The organism is Exiguobacterium sp. SH5S4 (genome assembly GCF_004337045.1).
GTDB classification, from domain to species: Bacteria; Bacillota; Bacilli; order Exiguobacteriales; family Exiguobacteriaceae; genus Exiguobacterium; species Exiguobacterium aurantiacum_A.
In genome coordinates, this window is the sequence record NZ_SJUQ01000014.1 from 56,947 (window position 1) to 79,612 (window position 22,666).

At 52.7% G+C, this 22,666-nt stretch carries 24 protein-coding genes; all 24 read left to right on the plus strand.

Features of this window, described 5'->3' with window-relative positions; all coding sequences use genetic code 11:
• The first annotated feature begins 1 nt into the window (after window position 1).
• Window positions 2–940 (plus strand): PLP-dependent cysteine synthase family protein, encoded by a 939-nt coding sequence (locus EVJ32_RS09210; protein ID WP_131457989.1) that lies wholly within the window; start codon window positions 2–4, stop codon window positions 938–940.
• Window positions 906–2,063 carry a bifunctional cystathionine gamma-lyase/homocysteine desulfhydrase gene (locus EVJ32_RS09215; RefSeq protein WP_071397776.1) on the plus strand — a complete coding sequence of 386 codons (1,158 nt, stop codon included), beginning with the start codon at window positions 906–908 and terminating at the stop codon, window positions 2,061–2,063. The genes EVJ32_RS09210 and EVJ32_RS09215 overlap by 35 nt, the downstream gene beginning before the upstream one ends.
• Before the next feature lie 123 nt (window positions 2,064–2,186).
• Window positions 2,187–3,074 (plus strand): EamA family transporter RarD, encoded by an 888-nt coding sequence (gene rarD / locus EVJ32_RS09220; protein ID WP_236639504.1) that lies wholly within the window; start codon window positions 2,187–2,189, stop codon window positions 3,072–3,074.
• 77 nt (window positions 3,075–3,151) lie between these two features.
• Window positions 3,152–3,817 carry a deoxyribose-phosphate aldolase gene (gene deoC, locus EVJ32_RS09225; RefSeq protein ID WP_070326989.1) on the plus strand — a complete coding sequence of 222 codons (666 nt, stop codon included), beginning with the start codon at window positions 3,152–3,154 and terminating at the stop codon, window positions 3,815–3,817.
• Window positions 3,818–3,896: 79 nt separating this feature from the next.
• Window positions 3,897–4,091 carry a 30S ribosomal protein S21 gene (rpsU, locus tag EVJ32_RS09230; RefSeq protein WP_286203271.1) on the plus strand — a complete coding sequence of 65 codons (195 nt, stop codon included), beginning with the start codon at window positions 3,897–3,899 and terminating at the stop codon, window positions 4,089–4,091.
• A 33-nt stretch (window positions 4,092–4,124) separates the two neighbouring features.
• Window positions 4,125–4,574, plus strand: coding sequence for a GatB/YqeY domain-containing protein (locus EVJ32_RS09235; protein WP_070326991.1), 450 nt, complete (start codon window positions 4,125–4,127; stop codon window positions 4,572–4,574).
• Window positions 4,575–4,710: 136 nt separating this feature from the next.
• On the plus strand, window positions 4,711–5,223 hold the full coding sequence (locus EVJ32_RS09240) for an NfeD family protein (RefSeq protein WP_070326992.1): 513 nt from the start codon (window positions 4,711–4,713) through the stop codon (window positions 5,221–5,223).
• Window positions 5,220–6,200 (plus strand): flotillin-like protein FloA, encoded by a 981-nt coding sequence (gene floA / locus EVJ32_RS09245; RefSeq protein WP_016508066.1) that lies wholly within the window; start codon window positions 5,220–5,222, stop codon window positions 6,198–6,200. The genes EVJ32_RS09240 and floA overlap by 4 nt, the downstream gene beginning before the upstream one ends.
• A 5-nt stretch (window positions 6,201–6,205) precedes the next feature.
• On the plus strand, window positions 6,206–6,670 hold the full coding sequence (locus EVJ32_RS09250) for a hypothetical protein (RefSeq protein WP_131457991.1): 465 nt from the start codon (window positions 6,206–6,208) through the stop codon (window positions 6,668–6,670).
• A 127-nt stretch (window positions 6,671–6,797) separates the two neighbouring features.
• Window positions 6,798–7,760: a PhoH family protein gene (locus tag EVJ32_RS09255; RefSeq protein WP_370276247.1), complete on the plus strand. Its 963-nt coding sequence runs from the start codon at window positions 6,798–6,800 to the stop codon at window positions 7,758–7,760.
• A gap of 17 nt (window positions 7,761–7,777) precedes the next feature.
• Window positions 7,778–9,859 (plus strand): HD family phosphohydrolase, encoded by a 2,082-nt coding sequence (locus tag EVJ32_RS09260; protein ID WP_236633362.1) that lies wholly within the window; start codon window positions 7,778–7,780, stop codon window positions 9,857–9,859.
• Window positions 9,837–10,313 carry an rRNA maturation RNase YbeY gene (gene ybeY, locus EVJ32_RS09265; protein ID WP_131457992.1) on the plus strand — a complete coding sequence of 159 codons (477 nt, stop codon included), beginning with the start codon at window positions 9,837–9,839 and terminating at the stop codon, window positions 10,311–10,313. Before EVJ32_RS09260 ends, ybeY begins: the two co-directional genes overlap by 23 nt.
• The gene (locus tag EVJ32_RS09270; protein WP_070326996.1) at window positions 10,310–10,651 is read left to right on the plus strand and encodes a diacylglycerol kinase family protein; all 342 of its coding nucleotides are present in this window, start codon (window positions 10,310–10,312) and stop codon (window positions 10,649–10,651) included. Before ybeY ends, EVJ32_RS09270 begins: the two co-directional genes overlap by 4 nt.
• A 34-nt stretch (window positions 10,652–10,685) precedes the next feature.
• Window positions 10,686–11,594: a GTPase Era gene (gene era / locus EVJ32_RS09275; RefSeq protein WP_070326997.1), complete on the plus strand. Its 909-nt coding sequence runs from the start codon at window positions 10,686–10,688 to the stop codon at window positions 11,592–11,594.
• Between the two features lie 3 nt (window positions 11,595–11,597).
• On the plus strand, window positions 11,598–12,347 hold the full coding sequence (recO, locus tag EVJ32_RS09280) for a DNA repair protein RecO (RefSeq protein ID WP_131457993.1): 750 nt from the start codon (window positions 11,598–11,600) through the stop codon (window positions 12,345–12,347).
• A 280-nt stretch (window positions 12,348–12,627) separates the two neighbouring features.
• The gene (gene glyQ / locus EVJ32_RS09285; protein WP_131457994.1) at window positions 12,628–13,530 is read left to right on the plus strand and encodes a glycine--tRNA ligase subunit alpha; all 903 of its coding nucleotides are present in this window, start codon (window positions 12,628–12,630) and stop codon (window positions 13,528–13,530) included.
• Window positions 13,523–15,577 carry a glycine--tRNA ligase subunit beta gene (gene glyS, locus EVJ32_RS09290; protein WP_131457995.1) on the plus strand — a complete coding sequence of 685 codons (2,055 nt, stop codon included), beginning with the start codon at window positions 13,523–13,525 and terminating at the stop codon, window positions 15,575–15,577. Before glyQ ends, glyS begins: the two co-directional genes overlap by 8 nt.
• Before the next feature lie 21 nt (window positions 15,578–15,598).
• On the plus strand, window positions 15,599–16,228 hold the full coding sequence (ccpN, locus tag EVJ32_RS09295; RefSeq protein ID WP_070327000.1) for a transcriptional regulator CcpN: 630 nt from the start codon (window positions 15,599–15,601) through the stop codon (window positions 16,226–16,228).
• Entirely contained in the window at window positions 16,215–17,057 is an 843-nt protein-coding gene (locus EVJ32_RS09300; RefSeq protein ID WP_131458002.1) for a pyruvate, water dikinase regulatory protein, read from the plus strand. The genes ccpN and EVJ32_RS09300 overlap by 14 nt, the downstream gene beginning before the upstream one ends.
• A 110-nt stretch (window positions 17,058–17,167) precedes the next feature.
• The gene (gene dnaG / locus EVJ32_RS09305; protein ID WP_236635961.1) at window positions 17,168–18,985 is read left to right on the plus strand and encodes a DNA primase; all 1,818 of its coding nucleotides are present in this window, start codon (window positions 17,168–17,170) and stop codon (window positions 18,983–18,985) included.
• Window positions 18,986–19,020: 35 nt separating this feature from the next.
• Window positions 19,021–20,115, plus strand: coding sequence for an RNA polymerase sigma factor RpoD (gene rpoD, locus EVJ32_RS09310; RefSeq protein WP_016508087.1), 1,095 nt, complete (start codon window positions 19,021–19,023; stop codon window positions 20,113–20,115).
• A 132-nt stretch (window positions 20,116–20,247) separates the two neighbouring features.
• Window positions 20,248–20,586, plus strand: coding sequence for a cytochrome c550 (gene cccA, locus EVJ32_RS09315; RefSeq protein WP_070327002.1), 339 nt, complete (start codon window positions 20,248–20,250; stop codon window positions 20,584–20,586).
• A 95-nt stretch (window positions 20,587–20,681) separates the two neighbouring features.
• Window positions 20,682–21,398 (plus strand): tRNA (adenine(22)-N(1))-methyltransferase, encoded by a 717-nt coding sequence (locus tag EVJ32_RS09320; protein WP_131457997.1) that lies wholly within the window; start codon window positions 20,682–20,684, stop codon window positions 21,396–21,398.
• Entirely contained in the window at window positions 21,398–22,510 is a 1,113-nt protein-coding gene (locus EVJ32_RS09325) for a Nif3-like dinuclear metal center hexameric protein (RefSeq protein ID WP_131457998.1), read from the plus strand. The genes EVJ32_RS09320 and EVJ32_RS09325 overlap by 1 nt, the downstream gene beginning before the upstream one ends.
• The last annotated feature ends 156 nt before the right edge of the window (window positions 22,511–22,666 follow it).

Below are 22,666 nucleotides of genomic sequence, written 5' to 3' on the forward strand. Positions count from 1 at the left end.
TATGCTCGTCAATAACGTCTATGAACTGATCGGGGACACGCCGCTGCTCGAGTTACGGACGTTGCCTGTTCCGAAAGGCGTTAAAATATACGGCAAGCTCGAGATGATGAATCCAGGCGGGAGTGTGAAAGACCGGCTCGGGCTTCATTTGATCGAACAAGCGCTTGAACGCGGCCAACTCGAACGAGGTGGTACGGTCGTTGAGCCGACGGCCGGAAATACTGGTATCGGACTCGCCCTCGCCTGTCAGCGGTACGGGGTGAACTTGATGACGGTTACGCCTGAAAAGTTTAGTCAAGAAAAGCAAGCGCTCATGTCACTGCTCGGCGCGACTGTCATTAACACGGAAACCGAGCTCGGGATGAAGGGTGCGATCGAGCGTGCCAAAGAGTTGGCGCTTGAACATAACGCCTATTTACCTGAACAGTTCTCGAATCCGGATAACCCGGATACGTACGTCGATTCACTCGCCCGAGAGTTATTGCAAGATATACCGAATATCGACGTCTTCATCGCCGGCGCGGGCTCGGGTGGCACATTCACTGGGGTCGCCGCGGTTCTAAAAAATCACGGCACCCGCAACGTTGTCGTCGAGCCTGAAGGGTCCATCTTGAATGGCGGGCAACCAGGTCCCCATAAAACAGAAGGAATCGGTGTCGAGAAGTGGCCTCCATTTTTAGATCGCGAACTTGTCGACGGGATCTATACGATTTCTGATGATGACGCGTTTTACTACGTCGCCCATTTGGCGAAGCAAGAAGGGCTGCTCGTCGGAAGTTCGTCCGGCGCGGCCATCGCCGCTTGTGTGCAGGAAGCAAACCGGATGACCGAAGGTGTCATCGTCACGATTTTACCGGACAGTGTCGAACGATATTTAAGTCAAGGAATAGTCAAGGAGGCAGAACATGCGTACAAAAACAGCGCTTATTCACGGCGGTAAGACGACGGACCCGTTGACGGGTGCCGTGACACCAGCCATCTATCAAACGAGTACTTATAAACAAGACGGAATCGGCAATTTGCGGGACGGGTATGAATATTCGCGGACGGCTAACCCGACGCGGACGGCGCTTGAGACGCTGATCGCCGACATCGAAGGCGGGGCGCGTGGTTTTGCGTTCGCTTCAGGGATGGCCGCCATCTCAACGATTCTCATGTTAATGAAATCAGGGGACCACGTCATCGTCGGTTCTGACGTATATGGGGGAACGTACCGTGTATTCAATCGAGTATTTCAATCACTTGGCTTGGAAGCATCTTTTGTCGATACGTCTGACGCGGCGGCAGTCCGCGAAGCCGTCCAACCGAACACGAAAATGATTTATGTCGAGACACCGACGAATCCGCTCTTGAACGTCACGGACATGCGAAGTGTGCGTGACATTGCGACCGAGGCCGACGTCTTGTTCGTCGTCGACAATACGTTCATGACACCGTATTTCCAAAATCCGATTGAGTTCGGTGCGGACTACGTCTTGCACAGTGCCACGAAATATTTAGGCGGGCATAGTGACGTCGTCGCCGGACTCGTCGTCGCCCGGACCGAAGAACTTGGGGAACGTTTGGCGTTCCTACAAAACTCGGTCGGAGCCGTGCTCGGGCCGCAAGACAGCTTCCTCGTCGTGCGCGGCATCAAGACGCTCGCGGTCCGGATGGAAGAAATCGAGACGAACGCGCTCGCACTCGTCGAGTTCTTGACGTCTCACGAGGCGATCAGCCGGGTGCTGCACCCGAGCATTGCCAGCGAGACGGCGAAACAAGTCCATCTGTCACAAGCCCGAGGCTTTGGCGGCATGATCGCTTTTGACGTCGGATCGGCCGAAGCGGCAGAGACGGTCGTTGCGAAAACGAACTACTTCACGCTCGCTGAAAGTCTCGGTGCGGTCGAGAGCCTGATCAGCGTGCCGGCACGGATGACACATGCCTCGATTCCGGCCGAACGTCGGGCAGAACTCGGCATCACGGACGGGCTCGTCCGTATCTCTGTCGGACTTGAAGATGTGAACGATTTGATTGAAGACTTGGAGCAAGCACTTGCGGCCTTGACGACAATCACGAGCTGAACGAACGTGTGACAAGAGGTGCGCTCTCAGAGCGCGCCTCTTTTGTCGTGGGAAGGGTGGAAGAAATCGCTTGAATGTCCGAAACGCATCGACTAAACTGACGATAATTGATTAGGAGAGCGGGTGAACGGATTGAATAAAGGAGTCATGCCCACAATCGGTGCGTACGTCATGTGGGGCATCCTGCCGATCTATTGGAAGTTTCTACAGGAAATACCGAGCAGTCAAATCCTCGCCCACCGTATCGTCTGGTCGTTTCTATTCATTTTACTCGTCTTGAAATGGACGAAACAGTGGACTGAATTCAATTATGCGCTCAGACATCGGGCGACGCGGAACGCCTTTATGTTGAACGGCTTTATCGTCAGTGCGAACTGGTTTGTCTACATATGGGCGGTCAATCACGGCTATATCATCGAGGCATCGCTCGGATATTACATCAATCCGCTCGTCAGCATGGTGTTAGGTGTCCTCGTTTTTCGGGAATCATTAAACCGAGTCCAATGGCTCGCGGTCGGTGTCGCGACGGTCGGGGTGCTCGTCTTGACGTTCGGTTATGGGTCGTTCCCGTGGATTGCTTTCGTATTGGCGAGTACGTTCGGGTTTTACGGGATGGTCAAAAAACGGCGGCCGCTTGCGTCGACGGTCAGTCTAGGCATCGAGACGCTCGCGGTCGTTCCGGTCGCGGTCATCTTCCTCGCCTTCGAAACGTCGCGCGGCGGGCTCACGATGACGGGCGAACCGATTGTTTGGGCCGCGCTCTTAGGCACGGGCGTCATGACGGCGTTGCCGCTCCTGTTGTTCGGTTACGGGGCGCAACATATCCCGTTCACGCTCGTCGGTTTTTTACAGTTCATCGCCCCGACGCTCAGTCTGGCGATCGGTGTCATCTTGTACGATGAACCGTTCACGACGTATCATATCTTCGCGTTCACATGCATCTGGATCGCCATCTTTTTCTTCAGTTGGAACAGCTGGGTCCAAACGCGAAAACGCCGTCAACTTGCATGAAGTGAAAGCTGTTACATTTCTCAAAAACATGATAATATGTTAGATGTCAGACCTATATGTCAGAGGAGGAATTTATTATGGAATTAGCACGTTATATCGACCACACGGCCTTGAAGGCAGAAACAACGAAAGATCAAGTCACAAAACTATGTGCAGAGGCACTTGAGTACAAATTCGCGAGCGTTTGTGTCAACCCGACATGGGTCGCTTACGCTGCCGAGCAACTTAAATTAGATGAGGACGTCAAAGTTTGTACGGTCATCGGATTCCCGCTCGGTGCGAACACACCTGAAGTGAAAGCGTTCGAAACGAAAGATGCGATTGCCAACGGCGCAGACGAAGTCGACATGGTCATCAACATCAGTGCGATGAAAGACGGCGATTTCGACCTCGTCGAACGCGACATCCGTGCCGTCGTCGAAGCAGCAAACGGTACGCTCGTCAAAGTCATCTTTGAAACGTGCCTGCTTACTAAAGAAGAAATCAAAAAAGCGGCTGAGCTGTCAGTCAAAGCGGGTGCAGACTTCGTGAAAACGTCGACTGGATTCTCAACTGGCGGCGCTACCGTCGAAGACATCCGACTCATGCGTGAGACGGTCGGACCGGATCTTGGCGTCAAAGCATCAGGCGGCGTCCGTGATTTCGCAGGCGCACAAGCGATGATCGATGCTGGTGCAACGCGCATTGGCGCTTCTGCCGGAATTGCCATCGTCACAGGCGGGCGTTCGGACAGCGATTATTAATTGAAGTAGTAGTTGACCACACGACTTAATTTCACTATAATGTGGTATGACGTGTGAAACACGTTTCCTTAGTCGTGTAATTCGGAGGGAGGGAAAACTAGTGGAAACTCGTGTCCGTAAAAACGAATCGCTTGAAGACGCTCTTCGTCGTTTCAAACGCGGTGTTGCGAAAGATGGCACTCTTGCCGAAGTTCGCAAACGTCGTCACTACGAAAAGCCAAGCGTAAAACGTAAATTGAAATCAGAAGCTGCTCGCAAGAACAAGAAATTCTGATTGAAGTTTCTTTTGTAGAGAGGGTGTTGGCTCATGAGTCTGCAAGAACGCTTGACGGACGACATGAAGCAAGCCATGCGCGCTAAACAGAAAGATCGTCTCACGACGATCCGGATGGTCAAAGCGTCGCTCCAGAACGAGGCCATCAAACTTGGTCGACAAGATCTTACTGAGGAAGAGGAGCTCACGGTGCTCAACCGAGAGATGAAACAGCGCAGAGACTCCCTCCGAGAATTCGAAAGCGCTGGTCGTGAAGACCTTGCTTCTAAAGTAGCTGATGAAATTGTCGTACTAGAGGTCTACATGCCTAAGCAACTCTCTGAAGACGAAGTCACAGCAATCGTCAAGGCAGCAATTGCCGAGACGAACGCTGCGGGTCCGTCCGATATGGGTAAGGTGATGGGCGTCGTCATGCCACAAGTTAAAGGCAAGGCTGACGGTGGTCTTGTGAACCGAATTGTCAAACAACAATTGACGAATTAATGATAAAAGGCAGGGATCTTTGGAGAAATCCAAAAGTTTCTGCCTTTTTTTGCGTATTATGAAACCACATTCAATCTTGTTTCGTATACACTAGAGATAAGAGGTAGCTTTGGATTTGGAAGGGGGTAGCAATACGATGACATTTGGTCTCGGAGTGATTCTGACGGTGTTTTTCGTCGGGATTGTCCTTCTTGGAATTGAAGTGTTCGTTGCCGGTTTTGGATTGTTTGGGGTCCTCGGAATAGGTGCCGTCGTGGCGAGTTTGATTATGGCAGGTGCCACGATCGGGCAGCTTTGGCTGTCACTTGGTTTAGCGACGGCGCTTGTTGCGGGACTCGGTTTTTGGGCGTACCGTCGACTGCAGTCGAATCGCTCACTCATGTACAAAGGCTTGATTTTGACCGATTCGACGTCGACTGATAAGGGGTATTTGTCTCATGACGACCGTAAGAGGTTGCTTGGGAAAGTCGGCGTCACATTGACGCCGCTTCGTCCAGCAGGTACTGCTGAGATTGAAGGCGAACGAATCGACGTCGTGGCAGAAGGTAGCTATCTCGATGAACAAACAAAAATTGAGGTGTATAAAGTCGACTCGGGACGCGTTGTCGTCCGACGCTTTGTAGAACCGAAGGAGGATGTAACAGAATGACACCAGAACTATTAAGCACGTTACTCATCACAGGTGGGGGATTGATCGCGCTCGCCGTGTTCTTCACGTTTGTACCGGTCGGCCTGTGGATCAGCTCGTTTGCTTCAGGCGTCCACGTCTCCATCTTCACATTGATCGGGATGCGACTTCGTCGCGTCGTCCCGTCTAAAATCATCAACCCGCTCATCAAAGCCGTCAAAGCAGGCATCGGCTTGAACACGAACCAGCTCGAGAGTCACTTTTTAGCCGGCGGTAACGTCGACCGTGTCGTCAACGCTTTGATCGCGGCGCACCGTGCCGATATCGAATTGTCGTTCGAACGTGCCGCCGCCATCGACCTTGCTGGCCGGAACGTGTTAGAAGCCGTTCAGATGTCGGTTAACCCGAAAGTCATCGAGACACCGTTCATCGCCGGTGTGGCGATGGATGGGATCGAAGTGAAAGCGAAAGCGCGGATCACGGTCCGGGCCAACATCGACCGCCTCGTCGGGGGTGCCGGTGAAGAAACGATCATCGCCCGTGTCGGTGAAGGGGTCGTCTCGACAATCGGTTCGCAACATAACCATAAACACGTGCTTGAGAACCCAGACATGATTTCACGTACCGTATTGACGAAAGGTCTCGATTCAGGGACGGCGTTTGAAATCTTGTCGATCGATATCGCCGACATTGATATCGGTAAAAACATCGGCGCGGTGCTCCAAACCGACCAAGCCGAGGCAGATAAGAAAATTGCGCAGGCGAAAGCTGAGGAACGTCGCGCGATGGCGATCGCCCGCGAGCAAGAGATGAAGTCATCGGTCGAAGAAATGCGCGCCAAAGTAGTCGCGGCCGAGGCGGAAGTTCCGCTCGCGATGGCAGATGCGCTCCGTAACGGCAAGCTTGGGGTCATGGATTACGTCAACTACTTGAACGTCCAAGCGGATACGCAAATGCGTAATGCGATCGGGCACCCAGTCGAATCTGATAGAGAGTAATCGATATGGATGGATTATGGATCTTACTATTAGTCGCCTTCGGGGTCGCTTCCGCGGTCATGAAGCGACTTGAGAAGTCGTCATCTACAGGAGAAAAGCCACCGAGCACGGATCTGAAACGGTATTTGGATACGGTCGGCGACATGATGAAAGAAGTCGATGGACCACTCAACGATCCGCGAGACGAACGACAGAATAAAGTACCGCAAAAAGTTCGTCGTCGTGTCGCGATTCCGGTCGAAAATTCAGACCGGCACGAGTTTGATCCGAATCGGCACGCACCAAAGTCGCGTGAGTCGCTCCCGAAAGTGAGCGCTGCGTTCGAACAGGCAGTCAAAATCCCTCCGATAACGGAAGCGACCGATTCACGACAGACAGCGCAACCGCGCATTACGATGAAGCAAGCGCGTCAAGCCATCGTCTGGAGTGAGATTCTTCAGCCGCCGGTCTCGAAACGCCGCCGTCGGTAATTTTTTAGCAGTGACTCGATGTCGCTGCTTTTTTTGTGGCTCGAGCTAACGGTCTTTCTTTCACGAACGGCATGATAGTGCTAAAGTAAAGAAGGAACAATCTATAGATGAGGGGGAGAAACATCCATTGATTACGACAGATAAGATACCGTTCGTCATGGAACATGCGAGCGAAGCGCAGGCACTCCTCGGACCGAAAGACGAGGTGTTCCGTGCGATCGAGGCCGAGCTTGCCGTCGCACTTACGCCTCGTGGCGAAGAGCTGATCATCCAAGCCGACAGCGCGGAGACGCTCGAATTGACGAAAAGTGTGATCAAGACGTTGCAACAACTCGTTAAACAAGGTGCACGGTTGAACGAGGGCGATGCGATCAGTGTCATCCAACATATTAAGATCGGCAAAGGGGAAGAACTGCTCGAACATTATGGCCGCGTCGTCTTCACGACGAACAAAGGAAAACCGATCCGGGCGAAGACGGTCGGACAGAGCCGTTACGTCCGGGCCATCGAGAAACGCGACCTCGTGTTCGGGATCGGGCCGGCCGGGACCGGGAAGACGTATTTGGCGGTCGTCCTGGCTGCGCGGGCGCTGAAGGAAGGTCAAGTGAAACGGATCATTTTGACGCGTCCTGCCGTCGAGGCGGGTGAGAACCTCGGTTTCTTGCCGGGTGACTTAAAAGAGAAAGTCGACCCTTACTTACGACCGCTCTATGACGCCTTGTTTGACGTCTATGGTGTCGAACACACGAACCGTCTGCTCGAGCGAGGGACGATCGAAGTCGCCCCGCTCGCTTACATGCGCGGACGGACGCTTGAAGATGCGTTCGTCATTTTGGATGAGGCGCAGAATACGACGAAAGAACAGATGAAAATGTTTTTGACACGGCTCGGGTTCGGGTCGAAGATGGTCGTCACCGGTGATTTGACGCAAGTCGACTTACCGAGAGGGAAAGCGTCGGGGCTTCAAGAAGCGCTCCATCTCCTCGAAGGGGTCGACGGGATTCATTTCGAGCACTTTAGCGCCTCAGACGTCGTGCGGCATCCACTCGTCAAAAAAATCATCAACGCCTACAGTACAGATATTACATGACGAAAGGGGGGGCACTGATGCAGCAAGCACGTCATTGGACGGTCGCCACAATCTCCGTCCTCTTTTTTCTCATCCTTGGCGCGATCCTCTACTTTACGGTGCGCCCATCAATCATCAGCGTAGAGCCGCTTGGCATCGCCGCACAAGATATCCGCTCCCCGATCACGATCGAGGACAGGGTCGCCTCAGACCGTCTGAGACAAGACGCGACGAACGCCGTCGGGAGTCAGTTCTCATTACGCCGTGAATTCGCCGATCAACAGATTGCCAAAATCGAGCAATTGTTTGCGGCGTTCGAAGACACGGATGAGGACACTGAACTGTCTGATATCAAAAATCGATTGAACTCGACAGAAGTGAACGGGCTCCTTGCAGACGATGAGTTGAACTCACTCCTGGAGGCGACCGTGAACACGCGTCGTACCGTCGAAGACGTCGCCGTGACGGCGCTTCAAGAAGTCATGGCGAATCGGATCGAAACGAGTTCCGAGTCGATTGCCGAGGCGAGAGACCGGGCGTCGACGGTCATCGACCAATCACCGTTGTCGTTAGAATTCCGAGCGGTCGCGACGAGTTTAAGTGACCAACTGATCGTCCCGAACTATGTTTTCGATTCGGAAGCGACTCGTCAGAAAGAACAAGAAGCGATCGACGCCGTTGAACCGGTCATCATTCAAGAAGGACAGCTCCTCGTCAACCAAGGGGAAGTCGTGACCCGTGAAATCTATCGGAAGCTCGAATTGACCGGTGCGATTGACCCGAACCGTTCGTTCGCGCCTTTGTTCGGTGCCTATTTGCTCAGCGGACTCTTGACGGTCGGATTTTTATTCATGCTGATCCGTTCAAAAATTCAAGAACTTTTGCTCCGACCTAAAATTTTGATTACTGTCTATGGCCTACTATTGCTGCAACTAGGTATTTTCTTCGGCGTCGGTTATATCGGGATCGAGTTCACGACGTATGCGTACGTCATCGCCCCGACGGCGTTCGTCGTCTTATTGCTCCGTATCTTAGTCGATGAACGGGTCGCGTTGGCTTCGGCGCTCATCACGATGATCGCTGGTTCAATTGTTGCGAGCTTTGGCCAAAATACGAGCTTTATGACGGTCGTTTACTTTGCGACCGGGAGTTTCCTGGCTGTCTTTTTGGTCGAACCGAAGATTCAACGGAAACGCTTGTTCCTTTCAGGCGTCTTGCTCGGAATCATCAACATCATCATGGTGCTCGCGCTCCTGTTCTTGCGGAACACGCAAGTGACGTGGGAGATGGTCGCCTATTTATCCGGTTTCGCGATCACGAGCGCCTTGTTGTCGATCGTTCTCACGTTCGGCTTCCTGCCGTTTCTAGAGCCTTGGTTCGGCGTGTTGTCGTCCGGACGCTTAGTCGAATTGATGAGCCCGACGCACCCGCTGCTGCGAAAACTGTTGATGGAGGCTCCGGGTACGTATCACCATAGCATGATGGTCGCCAATCTCGCCGAGTCGGCGTGTGAGGCGATCGGGGCCGACGGTCTGCTCGCCCGGGTCGCGAGCTATTATCACGACCTCGGCAAGACGGAACGGCCGCTCCACTTTATCGAGAATCAACAAAACGGCGTGAACCCGCACGACCGGCTCACACCGGAAGAGTCGGCCGACATCATTATGGCGCATCCTTACGACGGCTCTGATTTGTTGCGGCGCTATAAACTGCCGAAAGAGATTATCGACATCGCCGAGCAACATCACGGGACGTCGCTGCTCAAGTTCTTTTATGTGAAAGCGAAAGAGTCACGAGACGTGTCGGAGTCACGCTTCCGTTACCCGGGACCGAAACCGCAGTCGCGTGAGGCGGCGGTCGTCATGATCGTCGATTCGATCGAAGCAGCGGTCCGGTCGCAAAAACAGCCGACACCGGAGCGGATACGCCAGCTCGTCAGCTCGATCATTCGCGACAAGCTCCAAGACGGTCAGTTCGAAGAGTGTGACTTGACGACGAAGGAAGTGTGGCGTGTCGGCGAGAGTGCGTGCGAGACGTTGACCGGCTTGTTCCATGAACGGATCGAATACCCAGAACTAAAGAAAGAAGGCGAATTACATGCAAATCATCTCGAACGATGAACAAGGGCTGTTGACCGAGTCTCAGCTCGAGTTAGTCGAATCGATTTTAGTTCACGCGGCCTCGGCGGAACAAGTCGAAGAACCGAGTGAACTGTCAGTCACGTTTTTAACGAATGACGAGATTCAAGTCATCAACCAGGAATGGCGCGGCAAAGACGCGCCGACGGACGTCATCAGTTTTGCGTTTGACGAGATGGGAGAAGAAGAGATGGACTTCATGCTCGATGAGGATGAACCTCGTCTATTGGGCGACATCGTCATCTCGGTGGAGCGGTGCCGCGAGCAAGCGGCGGACTACGGTCATTCGTTTGAACGCGAACTCGGCTTCTTGGCGATCCATGGCTTTCTCCATTTGCTCGGCTACGACCATATGACGCCAGAAGAAGAAGCCGAGATGACGGCGCGTCAGGAGCAAGTGCTCGCTCACTTTGAGTTGAAGCGAGGCGAGGTGTGAATCCGTTCTGGTTTGCGGTGCACGGGATCGTGCACGCAGTGCGAACCGAACGGAACATGCTGATTCACCTCATTGCAAGCTTGCTCGTCGGATTGTTTTGTTGGTGGCTCCCGACGACAACGCTTGAAAACCTCATCTTGTTCGGTTGGGTCGTGCTTGTCATCGCTCTCGAATTGATGAACACGGCCGTCGAACGGACGGTCGATCTCGTGACGAAAGACATCGAGCCGCTCGCCAAACAAGCGAAAGACGTCGCGGCGGGCTCGGTCCTCGTCGCTTCGGGCGGAGCAGCCGTAACAGCGCTCGTCATTTTCGGACCGTATTTATTCGCTTTATAATCAATGTATTGGAAATTTAGAAAGCAGGTGCACTATGTATCAAGAAGGTTTTAAATCAGGTTTTGTTTCAATTATCGGACGTCCGAACGTCGGGAAATCGACGTTCTTGAACCGGGTCATCGGTCAAAAGATCGCCATCATGTCAGACAAACCCCAGACGACACGTAACAAGGTCCAAGGTGTCTATACGACAGACGACACGCAAATCATCTTCATCGACACGCCAGGGATCCATAAACCGAAGCACCGTCTCGGCGACTTCATGATGAAAGTCGCGACGAACGCGTTGCGCGAAGTCGACGCGATTTTGTTCATGGTCAACGTCACGGAGCCGCGCGGTGCCGGTGACGAGTTCATCATCGAGAAGTTGAAAGGACTCGACACACCGATCATCCTTGTGATGAACAAAATCGATTTGATTCACCCGGACGAGATCCCCGCTGTCATCGAACAGTATACGAATCAACTTGATTTCGCGGCGTACGTTCCGATTTCAGCTTTGCAAGGCAATAACGTCGAACCGCTCATCGGTGAGATCAAGAAGCTGCTACCAGAAGGGCCGATGTACTATCCGGCTGATCAAGTGACGGATCACCCGGAGCGCTTCATCATCTCGGAACTGATTCGCGAGAAAGTGCTCCATAACACGCGCGATGAGATTCCGCATTCGATCGCGGTCAACATCGAATCGATCAAGAAACGAGACAACTCGGACATGGTCGACGTCGAAGCCGTCATCATGGTCGAGCGTGACTCGCAAAAAGGAATCGTCATCGGCAAGAAAGGTGCGATGCTCCGTCAGGTCGGGACGGAAGCGCGTCATGACATCGAGCTCTTGCTCGGTACGAAAGTGTATTTAAACTTATGGGTGAAAGTCCAAAAAGATTGGCGCAATAAGATGGGCCAACTCCGTGACCTCGGGTTCCGCGACGACGAGTATTGAGCCATGTTACAAAAAGTCACGGGCATCGTCATTCGGACCGTCAATTACGGTGAATCCAACAAAGTCGTGACCCTCTTCACAGAAGAGCTCGGGAAAGTCGCCGTCATGGCACGCGGTGCGAAAAAGCCGGGGAGCCGGCTGCACGCAGCGAGCCAACCGTTCGTCGAAGCCGTCTATATCTTCCCGGCGAGCCGCGGTCTCGGTCAACTCAAGTCGTCTGACGTGATTACGTCATACCCGGAAATCCGTAAAGATGTCGAGCGGATGGCGTATGCCGTGTACTTGCTCGAACTCGTCGATAAAACTGTCGAAGATCGAGTCCCGAATCGGCCGTTATACCGAATTTTGAATGACGCGCTCCAAGCGCTGAACGCCGGAATGGACCCTGAGATCATCACCCATCATTTCGAACTCAGAATTATGTATCTGCTCGGCGTCGCCCCGGTCTTGACCGGTTGTGTGCGGTGCAATGATGTGACCGACCCGATGTTCTTTTCCGTGACGTCGGGCGGGTTTCTCTGTTCGCGCCACCAAGAGGCAGGGTCGATTCAGATGAGTGAGCGGCTGGCAAAGTTACTTTACTTGTTGAGCCGGCATGAGTTGTCAGAGTTTAGTAACGTCCCGTTGACGAAGGAGACACGTCTCCTGTTACGGCAACTGTTTGACGCCTATATGGACTCTTACAGCGGACTGAACCTCAAGACGAAACGGGTCCTCGATCAGATGCAGCGACTTTACTTGAACGATGATTGACAATTCATGCAAGGTTCGATACCATAATCTACGATTAGACAAATGAAATAGCGTGCGCTGTGAAGGAAAATGAGTAGTTCTTAAATCATGGGTAAAGCGAGTTCGGGAAGGTGAGAGCCGAACGCCATGAAGAGAGCGAATGGCGATTCCGGAGCGCCCCAATCCAAAGAGTGGCCTCGATACCGAGGCAAGTAGGGTGGAACCGCGGGTAATCCCGTCCCTATGTGCATGGCACATAGGGGCGTTTTTTGTCGTTTCAATACTTTTGGAGGTGTCACATATGAAGCACAAAACGGTGCAAGAAATCATTCTCACGTTGCAAAATTTTTGGGCGTCGAAAAACTGCCTGACGATGCAAGCGTATGACGTAGAAAAAGGGGCCGGAACGATGAACCCGATGACGTTTTTACGGAGTCTCGGACCAGAGCCGTGGAACGTTTGTTATACGGAGCCGTCACGCCGTCCGGCTGACGGTCGATACGGGGAAAACCCGAACCGTCTGTATCAACATCACCAATTCCAAGTCATCATGAAGCCGTCCCCAAACAACATTCAAGAACTCTATTTGGAGAGTTTGGAGTTGATCGGTATCGACCCGCTCGAACACGACATTCGCTTCGTCGAGGACAACTGGGAAAACCCGACGTTCGGTGCGGCCGGACTCGGTTGGGAAGTATGGTTGAACGGGATGGAAATCACCCAGTTCACATACTTCCAACAAGTCGGCGGGATCGAGTGCGACCCGATCGCCGTCGAGATCACGTACGGTCTCGAACGTCTCGCGTCATATATTCAAGAAGTTGAGAGTGTGTTCGACCTCGTCTGGACAGACGGTTTCAAGTATGGCGATATTTTCTATCAGCCAGAGTTTGAACACTCGAAGTACACGTTTGAGCTGTCAGACGTCGATATGTTGTTCACGTTGTTCGATACGTATGAGAAAGAAGCGAAGCGGGCGCTCGAGGAAAACCTCGTCTTCCCGGCGTACGATTACATCTTAAAATGCTCGCACACGTTCAACCTGCTCGACGCGAAAGGCGCGATCTCGGTGACGGAACGGACCGGTTTCATCCAACGTGTCCGCAACATGTCGCGGGCATGTGCGGCCAAATTTATCGAAGAACGGGAACGCCTCGGCTTCCCACTCCTTAATCAAGAGAAAGCAGGTGCCTTGGATGCGTGACCTTTTACTAGAAATTGGACTTGAAGAACTACCAGCCCAATACGTGCTCCGCTCGGAGAAACAGTTAGGAGAGCGCGTGGCGGCGTTCTTGTCGGACGCCCGCGTCGACTTCGGAGCTGTCACGGTCTATTCGACACCACGTCGTCTCGCTGTACTCGTTCGTGACGTCGAGGAGAGTCAACAAGATTTGACGGAGACGCTCCGGGGACCGGCTAAAAAGATTGCGCAAGATGCAGACGGAAACTGGTCGAAAGCGGCAGCGGGATTTGCGCGTGGACGCGGACTGTCAGTCGACGACCTTTACTTCGCGGAAGAAAAAGGGGTCGAATACGTCTTCGCAGATCGTCACGAGTCAGGTCAGCCGACGGCTTCATTACTTGGCGGCCTTGAAGACGTCGTCCGCGGCATGACGTTCCCGAAAAATATGAAATGGGGTACGAGCAGCCTCCGCTACATGCGTCCGATCCGCTGGTTAGTCGCCATGTTTGGGACAGAACAGATCGATTTCGAGATCGAGGGCGTCCAAACAGGTAACGTGACACGCGGACATCGCTTCTTAAGTAAAGGCGACGTGACAATCTCATCATCTGACCGCTATGTGGCCACGCTCGAACAAGAGTTTGTCGTCGCATCTTACGACGACCGTCGCGAACGCATCGAACGTCAAATCGAACAGTTGGCGAATGAACAAGGATGGACGGTGCCACTTGACGCGTCGTTGCTTGAAGAAGTGACGAACCTCGTCGAATGGCCGACAGCCCTGTTCGGTGAGTTTGACGCGAGCTACCTCGACCTTCCTGAAGAAGTGTTGATCACGACGATGAAAGAGCATCAGCGCTATTTCCCAGTCTATATCGGTGACACGCTCCAACACTATTTTGTGACGGTTCGTAACGGTAACGCAGACCATCTGCAAAACGTTGCCAAAGGGAACGAGAAAGTCATCCGGGCACGACTCGCCGATGCCGTCTTCTTCTATGAAGAAGATAAAAAGACGAAAATCGACGACCAGCTCGACCGTCTCGATCGCATCGTCTTTCATGAGAAGCTCGGGACGACAGGCGCGAAAGTTCGCCGCGTCCAACAACTCGCGCTCACGCTCGCTCCACTGTTCAATGCCGATGCTCAGAAAGTCGAACGCGCTGGGGAAATCCATAAATTCGACCTCGTTAGCCAGATGGTTTACGAATTTACCGAGCTTCAAGGCGTGATGGGAGAAAAGTATGCACTCCAGCAAGGTGAGGACAAAGAAGTTGCGGCCGCGATCCGTGAGCACTATATGCCACGCTTCGCCGGAGACGCTTCACCGGCCACGCCGACGGGGGCCGCGCTCGCACTCGCGGATAAACTCGATTCGATTGCTGCGTTCTTCGGGGTCGGCATGATTCCAAGCGGTTCACAAGATCCGTTCGCCCTTCGCCGCCAAGCGCAAGGAGTCGTTCAAATTCTTGGAGATTGGCACGTCGATCTACCAGTCGACAAATTACTTTCACAAGTTGTCGAATCTCAGGTGGAAGCAGGACTTTATGATGCCGATAAAGAACAAGTCAAGGCGCAACTTAATGACTTCTTTATGCTCCGCTTGAAGTATCGTCTGCAAGAGAGACAAGTACGATACGATGTGATTGACGCCGTTCTCACGACTGGTCTGACTGTCGAACAGCTCGACGCTCGCGCGGAGGCGGTTCAAAACATGCTGTCAGACGAGGCGAAACAGTTGATCGAGCAGTTGACGCGCGTCGTCAATATCGCTAAAAAAGGCGAACCAGGACTAGTGGATCCGGCCCTGTTTGAGAATGCTGAAGAGAAAGCCCTTCACGCCGCGGTCGAATCAACGTTGCCCGAGACACATGAAGCGGTCGAAGTGGGCGACTACATGCGTGCCATCACATCACTTCGAGCGCTTGAACAACCGATAAGTGCTTATTTTGAAAATACGATGGTCATGAGCGACGTAGAAACGATTCGCCATAATCGTCTCAGTGAGATGAAGCGACTCGCTACGACGATCGAGCGTGTTGCTGACTTCAGCGCGCTCGTACTCTGATCAAACTAGAGGGGGTTGGCTATGCAGCTGAATGAACGCCAACAGAAGATTGTTGAGATTGTGAGAGTGAACGGACCGATCACGGGAGAGCAGATTGCTCAAGAGTTATCGCTCACCCGTGCCACGCTCCGCCCTGATCTTGCCATTTTGACGATGACTGGAATATTAGAAGCAAGACCACGCGTCGGCTACACGTTCGTCGGCAAACGAAATTCATCGCTGCTCCGCGAAAAACTTGATTCGCTGACCGTTGGTGATTTCATGTCGTCCGCGAAAGTCGTCAGCAATGAAATGACCGTGTATGATGCGGTCGTCACGTTGTTCTTAGAAGATGTCGGGTCGTTGTTCGTCGTCGGAAAAGACAATGAACTTGTCGGGGTGTTGTCCCGCAAAGATTTACTGCGGGCGGCCATCGGCAATCAGGACCTCGACCAATTGCCTGTCAACGTCATTATGACACGGATGCCGAATATTACCGTTTGTGAAAAAGGTGAGACGCTCATTCGGGCCGGGATGAAGTTGATTGAGAAACAGATTGACGCCATGCCTGTCGTCGAAGAGAAGGATGGTTCGCTCATCGTGCTCGGCCGAATGACGAAGACGAACATGACCAAGGTGTTGATTGCACTTGCCAACGATGAATCGTTCTGAGGAGGAAATTGGTTTGATAAACAAACAACTCGTATTTGTCGTGAGTGACTCTGTCGGAGAAACGTGTGAGCTCGTCGTCCGGGCGGCAAGCATCCAATTCCATGAGAATGCGATCGAGACACTCCGGATTCCTTTCGTCGAAGACGAACAGACGATTCATGATGTCGTCACGCAGGCTAGAGCCCAAGGAGCGGTGATCGCCTTCACGCTCGTTAACGAAGAACATCGCTCATTGCTCGTGTCGCTCGGTAAAACGTATGACGTCAAAACGATCGACCTGCTCGGTGATCTCCTCGACATCTTATCGGGAAAACTGGGGGAGAGTCCGCGTGAGAAACCGGGTCTGATCTATCGTCTAGACGAGGATTACTTCCGTAAAATCGAGGCGATGGAGTTTGCCGTCAAGTATGACGACGGACGCGATCCGCGTGGCTTGAAAAAGGCTGATATCGTCCTCGTCGGTGTGTCTCGCACATCGAAGACGCCGCTGTCACAATATTTGGCGCTAAAACGTTATAAAGTCGCTAACGTCCCGCTCGTGCCGGAGTCGCGTCCGCCCGAAGAACTGTTTGAGCTGTCACCGGATAAGTGTGTCGGTTTGATCATTTCGCCGGACAAGTTGATTTCGATTCGAATGGAGCGTTTGAAATCGCTCGGTTTAAAACCGGAAGCGGATTACGCTCAACTCGAGCGAATCAATCGGGAACTCGAGTACGCGCGAGGGATATACGAACGAATCGGCTGCGAGGTCATCGATGTGACGAATAAGGCGGTCGAAGAGACGGCAGGGATCATTTTACGTCAGCTTGAACAGTCGAAAGATGACTGAGCGCTCGCATTAGTAATCGACGCGTGTTAACGGTATAATAGAGTATTGACACGATAGTGAAACGGAACGTGGTGAGCGTTCCGTTTCGTTGCGAGATTGGATAGGGAGTGGTGGAGTTGCCACGGATACCGGATGAAGTCATTGCGGAAGTGAAACAAGCCACGGATATCGTGGACTTGATCAGTGAACGCGTTGAATTGAAGAAACAAGGCCACCGTCTTGTCGGACTTTGTCCGTTCCACTCGGAAAATAGTCCTTCTTTTTCCGTATCGCCTGAAAAAGGCATGTATCATTGTTTCGGTTGCGGTGCTGGCGGGAACGTCTTTACGTTCGTCATGGAAACGGAAGGGTTGTCCTTCCCGGAAACGATTGAGCGCTTAGCGACACGGGCAAACATCGCTGTAGAAGGGGTGGCCGGTGACGAAGAGCTGACACGCGATCAAGTCGTTCGTAAACAAATGCGTGATGCTCATCGGATCATCGCCGACCTGTATCACGAGGTATTGATGAAAACCGAGGCCGGAGAAGTCGGCTTGACGTATTTACGTGAACGCGGTTTGGCCGAGACGACGATCGGGCAGTACAAAATCGGATACGCCCCTGATCAACGCCGCTTCACCGTCGATTCACTCGAGCGAAGAGGGTTCGACCTAGAAGTCATGGTCGAGGCAGGACTTATTTCTAAATCTAGATCCGGTGAATATTTTGACCGGTTCGAAGGAAGAGTCGTCTTTCCGATTGCGGATCGAGACGGCACAATCGTCGGATTTAGCGGCCGTGCGATTGACGACAGACAGCCCAAGTATGTAAATACGGCGGAGACACCACTCTTTAACAAGAGTGAGCTGTTATTTGGATTTTCACAAGCACGTGCATCGATGCGGAAACAAAAACGGGTGCTCCTCGTCGAAGGGAACGTCGATGTCCTCCAAGTCGCCCAAGCCGGGACGGCCGAGGTCGTCGCTTCACTCGGGACGGCATTTTCATCGCAGCATGCCCGGGCGTTGTCACGGATGGTCGATGAAGTCGTGATTTGTTACGACGGAGACCATGCCGGACAAGAGGCGACGCTCAAAGTCGTTCGCATGCTCGAGGCGTATCCGCTCGACGTCCAAGTGCTCATGCTACCGGAGAAGACGGACCCGGATGATTATATTCGGACGAACGGTCGGGAGCAATGGCAACGTTTTGTCGAATCGGAACGCTTATCCGTCCTCGATTTCATGAACCGGACGCTTCGGCGCGGGAAAAATATGAATCGAGAAGGAGAACGGATTCGGTTTATTGAAGCGATGCTTGGGGAAATCAGCAAGACGGACAACTCGATTCGCCGCGATTTATATTTAAAAAAATTGGCGAACGAGTTTGACATTCCTGTCGAAACGCTAGCGAATCGAATGCCGCGACCGGTGTCGAGCCAAGTGCAGGCATCGCCAGCGGTTCGTGAACCAGAACCAATCCGTAAACGATCGAGTAAAGCGAATGAACCACGTTTTGTGAAGGCCGAAAAATTACTGTTACGGGCGATGCTCAGCGGACCGGAACGGGTTCGCTTCGTCCGCGACCGACTCGGCCTAGCTTACCAAGATGAGATTCATCGCATGTTGGCGACGGCGTTTTATGAGATCGTTTCAGAAGATATGACGCTTGAAGAGTTTGAGCAGGTCATGCCGCCTTTTATGGAGCGTCACTGCGACCAACGTCCTGACTATGCCAACCGCTATGCAGAGATTCGGCTCATGTCAGCGCCTGATGATCTGACTGAAGAGGTTTTAGATGAATACATTAAGGTGATAAACAGTTATGAGGAACAGCGTCAAATCGAGCGAGCAAAAAGGGAAATCGGGCAGGATGCCGAAAGTATAGTAGACCAGGCATCGAAGCTACAAGAATTGATTACCCGGAGTCGCCGCTTACGTGAACGATGAACGTGAAGGAAGTTTGGAAGGAGTTGAACTGCTAGATGGCAGAGAAGAAAAAAGAGGATTTATTTAACGCCATAGACGAACTTGAAAAGTTGGGGAAAAAGAAGGGTGTCGTATCGATGCAAGCGATCCAGGATCGCCTCAGCCATTTTGAGGTCGATTCAGATTTTATCGATAACTTCATTGAAGATTTAGAAGGCAAAGACATCCGCGTCACAGAAGATGCGGCCGATGCCGAAGAGACTCCTACGAAAAAAGAAGACGAAGAGGTCGACTTGAATGATCTGGCTGTACCGCCAGGAATTAAAATCAACGACCCGGTCCGGATGTACTTGAAAGAAATCGGCCGTGTCGATTTGTTGAGTGCCAAAGACGAGACCGAACTCGCGAAGCGAATCGAGCAAGGCGATGACGAGGCGAAAAAACGTCTCGCTGAAGCCAACCTTCGTCTCGTCGTCTCGATCGCGAAACGCTATGTCGGTCGCGGTATGTTGTTCCTTGACTTGATCCAAGAAGGAAACATGGGTCTGATCAAGGCAGTCGAGAAGTTCGACTACATGAAAGGGTTCAAGTTCTCGACGTATGCGACGTGGTGGATTCGTCAAGCGATCACACGTGCCATCGCCGACCAAGCCCGAACGATCCGGATTCCGGTCCATATGGTCGAAACGATCAACAAATTGATCCGTGTTCAACGTCAATTGTTGCAAGACCTCGGGCGTGAGCCGGCTCCTGAAGAGATTGCCAAGGAAATGGAATTGACGCCTGAGAAAGTTCGTGAGATTTTAAAAATCGCGCAAGAACCGGTGTCGCTTGAAACACCGATTGGTGAAGAGGACGATTCGCACCTCGGTGACTTCATTGAAGATCAAGATGCGATGGCACCTCAGGATGCAGCAGCCTACGAGCTGCTCAAAGAACAACTCGAAGACGTGCTCGATACGTTGACAGACCGGGAAGAGAACGTACTCCGTCTCCGCTTCGGGCTTGATGACGGTCGGACGCGCACGCTCGAAGAAGTCGGTAAAGTGTTCGGGGTCACGCGTGAGCGGATCCGTCAAATCGAAGCGAAGGCGTTACGGAAGCTCCGTCACCCGAGTCGCTCGAAACGCTTGAAAGACTTCCTCGATTAATCGTGTTTTTGAATAAAATGTGAAGTTTTAGAAGAAAGGAAGGAAAATGAGTGATTTTCCTTCCTTCTTTATTGTTTTTTGAGTAAAATAGTGATGGGTAGAAATTTGGAAAGAACATGAGGGGGAAATACAATGCGTAATCCATTGTTACCGTTTGCAGCGATTGCGATCGTCGCAATCATCGCTATGGTCTCATTATCGTATTTTGGCGTAAACCAAGCGCAACAAGCCGCTGAAGGTCCAGCCGTCACCGAGATGAACCCGGAAGACTTGTACGCTGCTAAAGGCTGCACAGGTTGCCACGGCGGAAATCTTGAAGGTGGCGTCGGTCCGGCGTTGACTGGAGTCGGAGAACGTTTGTCTGCTGAAGAAATCGCGAACATCATCGTCAACGGTCAAGGTACAATGCCGGCCGGTCTCGCGTCTGCCGAAGAAGCCGACGTGCTCGCGACATGGTTGATCGAACAATAAGGGTGAGGCGTACTCCTTCTGGGGTACGTTTTTTGTTGTCCGGACAAGAATATTTCGTTACCCTAAAGAAGAAGTAGACAAAAGGAGTTGTCCCCATGCAAGAACAAGTCACGTTAGACCGGCGACTGAAACGAGTCGTCGATTTTATACCAGCTAAAAGCATTTTAGCCGATATCGGTTCCGACCACGCTTACGTCCCGTGTTATCTCGTACAGCAAGGAATCATCGACCGGGCCATCGCCGGAGAAGTGAATCAAGGACCGATGGAAGCGGCCAAAGCCCAAGTCGATTTGATCGGCGCATCGGACAAGATTGACGTCCGGCTCGGTGACGGATTGGCGGTCCTGAATGAAGACGAGGCAACATGTATCTCGATCTGTGGGATGGGCGGAAGCTTGATCCGCTCGATCTTAGAGAACGGACGGGATAAGTTAGGCGCGGTCGAACGACTCGTGCTGCAACCGAACGTCGATGGACAGCAAGTTCGGGAATGGTTGCTTGTATCAGGTTTTACGCTCGTCACAGAAACGATCGTCGAGGAGAACGATAAAATATATGAGATTCTTGTCGGAGAGCGGGGCACAGAAACGCGTTACAGTGCGGACGAGGCGGAGCGGACGTGGCAGCTTATGTTCGGGCCGGAGTTGCTAAAGACTCGTCCTGAACCGTTCAAGTTGAAGTGGGGCCGGGAAGCGGACAAATTGGATTACGTGCTCGGTCAAATGGCCGCAGGCGCCCAGACCGAGGCGCTCGTCCGGAAGCAGGAGGAGTTCAAAACGTTACGCGACAAAATGAGAGAGGTGAGTCAGTGATGGCAAACGGAAATCATATCATCCAACTGTTTGAAGAGTTCGCGCCGAAACACCTCGCGGTCGAAGGCGACAAGATCGGCCTGCAGATCGGTACGCTGAATAAACAAGTGAATCGGGTCATGGTCACGCTCGACGTGCTCGAGTCGGTCGTCGACGAAGCCATCGAACAAGAGGTGGACTTGATTATCGCGCATCATCCGCCGATCTTTAGTGCGCTCACCCAAGTGACCGATCGCAACGCCGCCGGTCGAATCGTCATGAAATGTCTTCAAAACGACATCGCCGTCTACGTCGCCCATACGAATTTAGACGTCTGTGAGGGTGGGGTCAACGACTGGATGAGCGAGGCACTCGGATTGCGTGAGACCGAAGTGCTCGTCCCGACGTATGAAGAGCCGGTGTATAAATTGTCGGTCTTCGTCCCGGAGACACATCAGTCCGCCGTGTCTAAAGCGTTAGGCAAGGCCGGAGCCGGTCGGATCGGGAATTACGGCGATTGCCAATTCACGGTCACAGGGAAAGGGCAGTTCACCCCGCTCGACTTGGCCGACCCGTACCTCGGGCAAATCGGGAAAACGGAGCAAGTCGATGAAGTGAAGATCGAGACGATCGTTACCGAAAGTAAGAAGAAGCGGGTGTTAAAAGCGATGTTTGACGCTCATCCTTACGAAGAGGTCGCTCATGACTTGATTCGGGATGAGATTGCAGGGCCTGTCCTAGGTCTCGGCCGCATCGGTCGACTCGACAAGCCGCTGACGCTCGCTGAATTTTCTGAACATGTCAAAGCAAGCTTTGGTGTCGAAGCGGTGCGGGTCGTCGGCGACTTGGACCGAACGATCAAAAAAGTGGCCGTGCTCGGTGGTGACGGCAACAAGTACGTCTCGGCCGCGCACTTCAAGGGAGCCGACGCCTACGTGACCGGTGACTTATATTTCCATGTCGCCCACGACGCGATGGCGCTCGGGCTCGCCGTGGTCGACCCGGGTCATCACGTCGAGAGCGTCATGAAACAAGGCGTCGTCGACGTCTTGCAACAGAAGTTCACGGCAGCAAAACTCGAGGTCGAGCTCCTCGTTTCCGCTACGAACACGAACCCTTTTAAGTTCCGCTGAAACCGAACACAACCCCCGTCCTCATGCATTGATATGCTCCCCAATAGGTAGACAGATGAAATAACAAATCTGTTTATCTGATTGGGGAGTGTTTTTTTATGGCGAGAAGTCGACATTCGATCGAACAAAAACTGAGTGCGCTGCGTATGATGGACG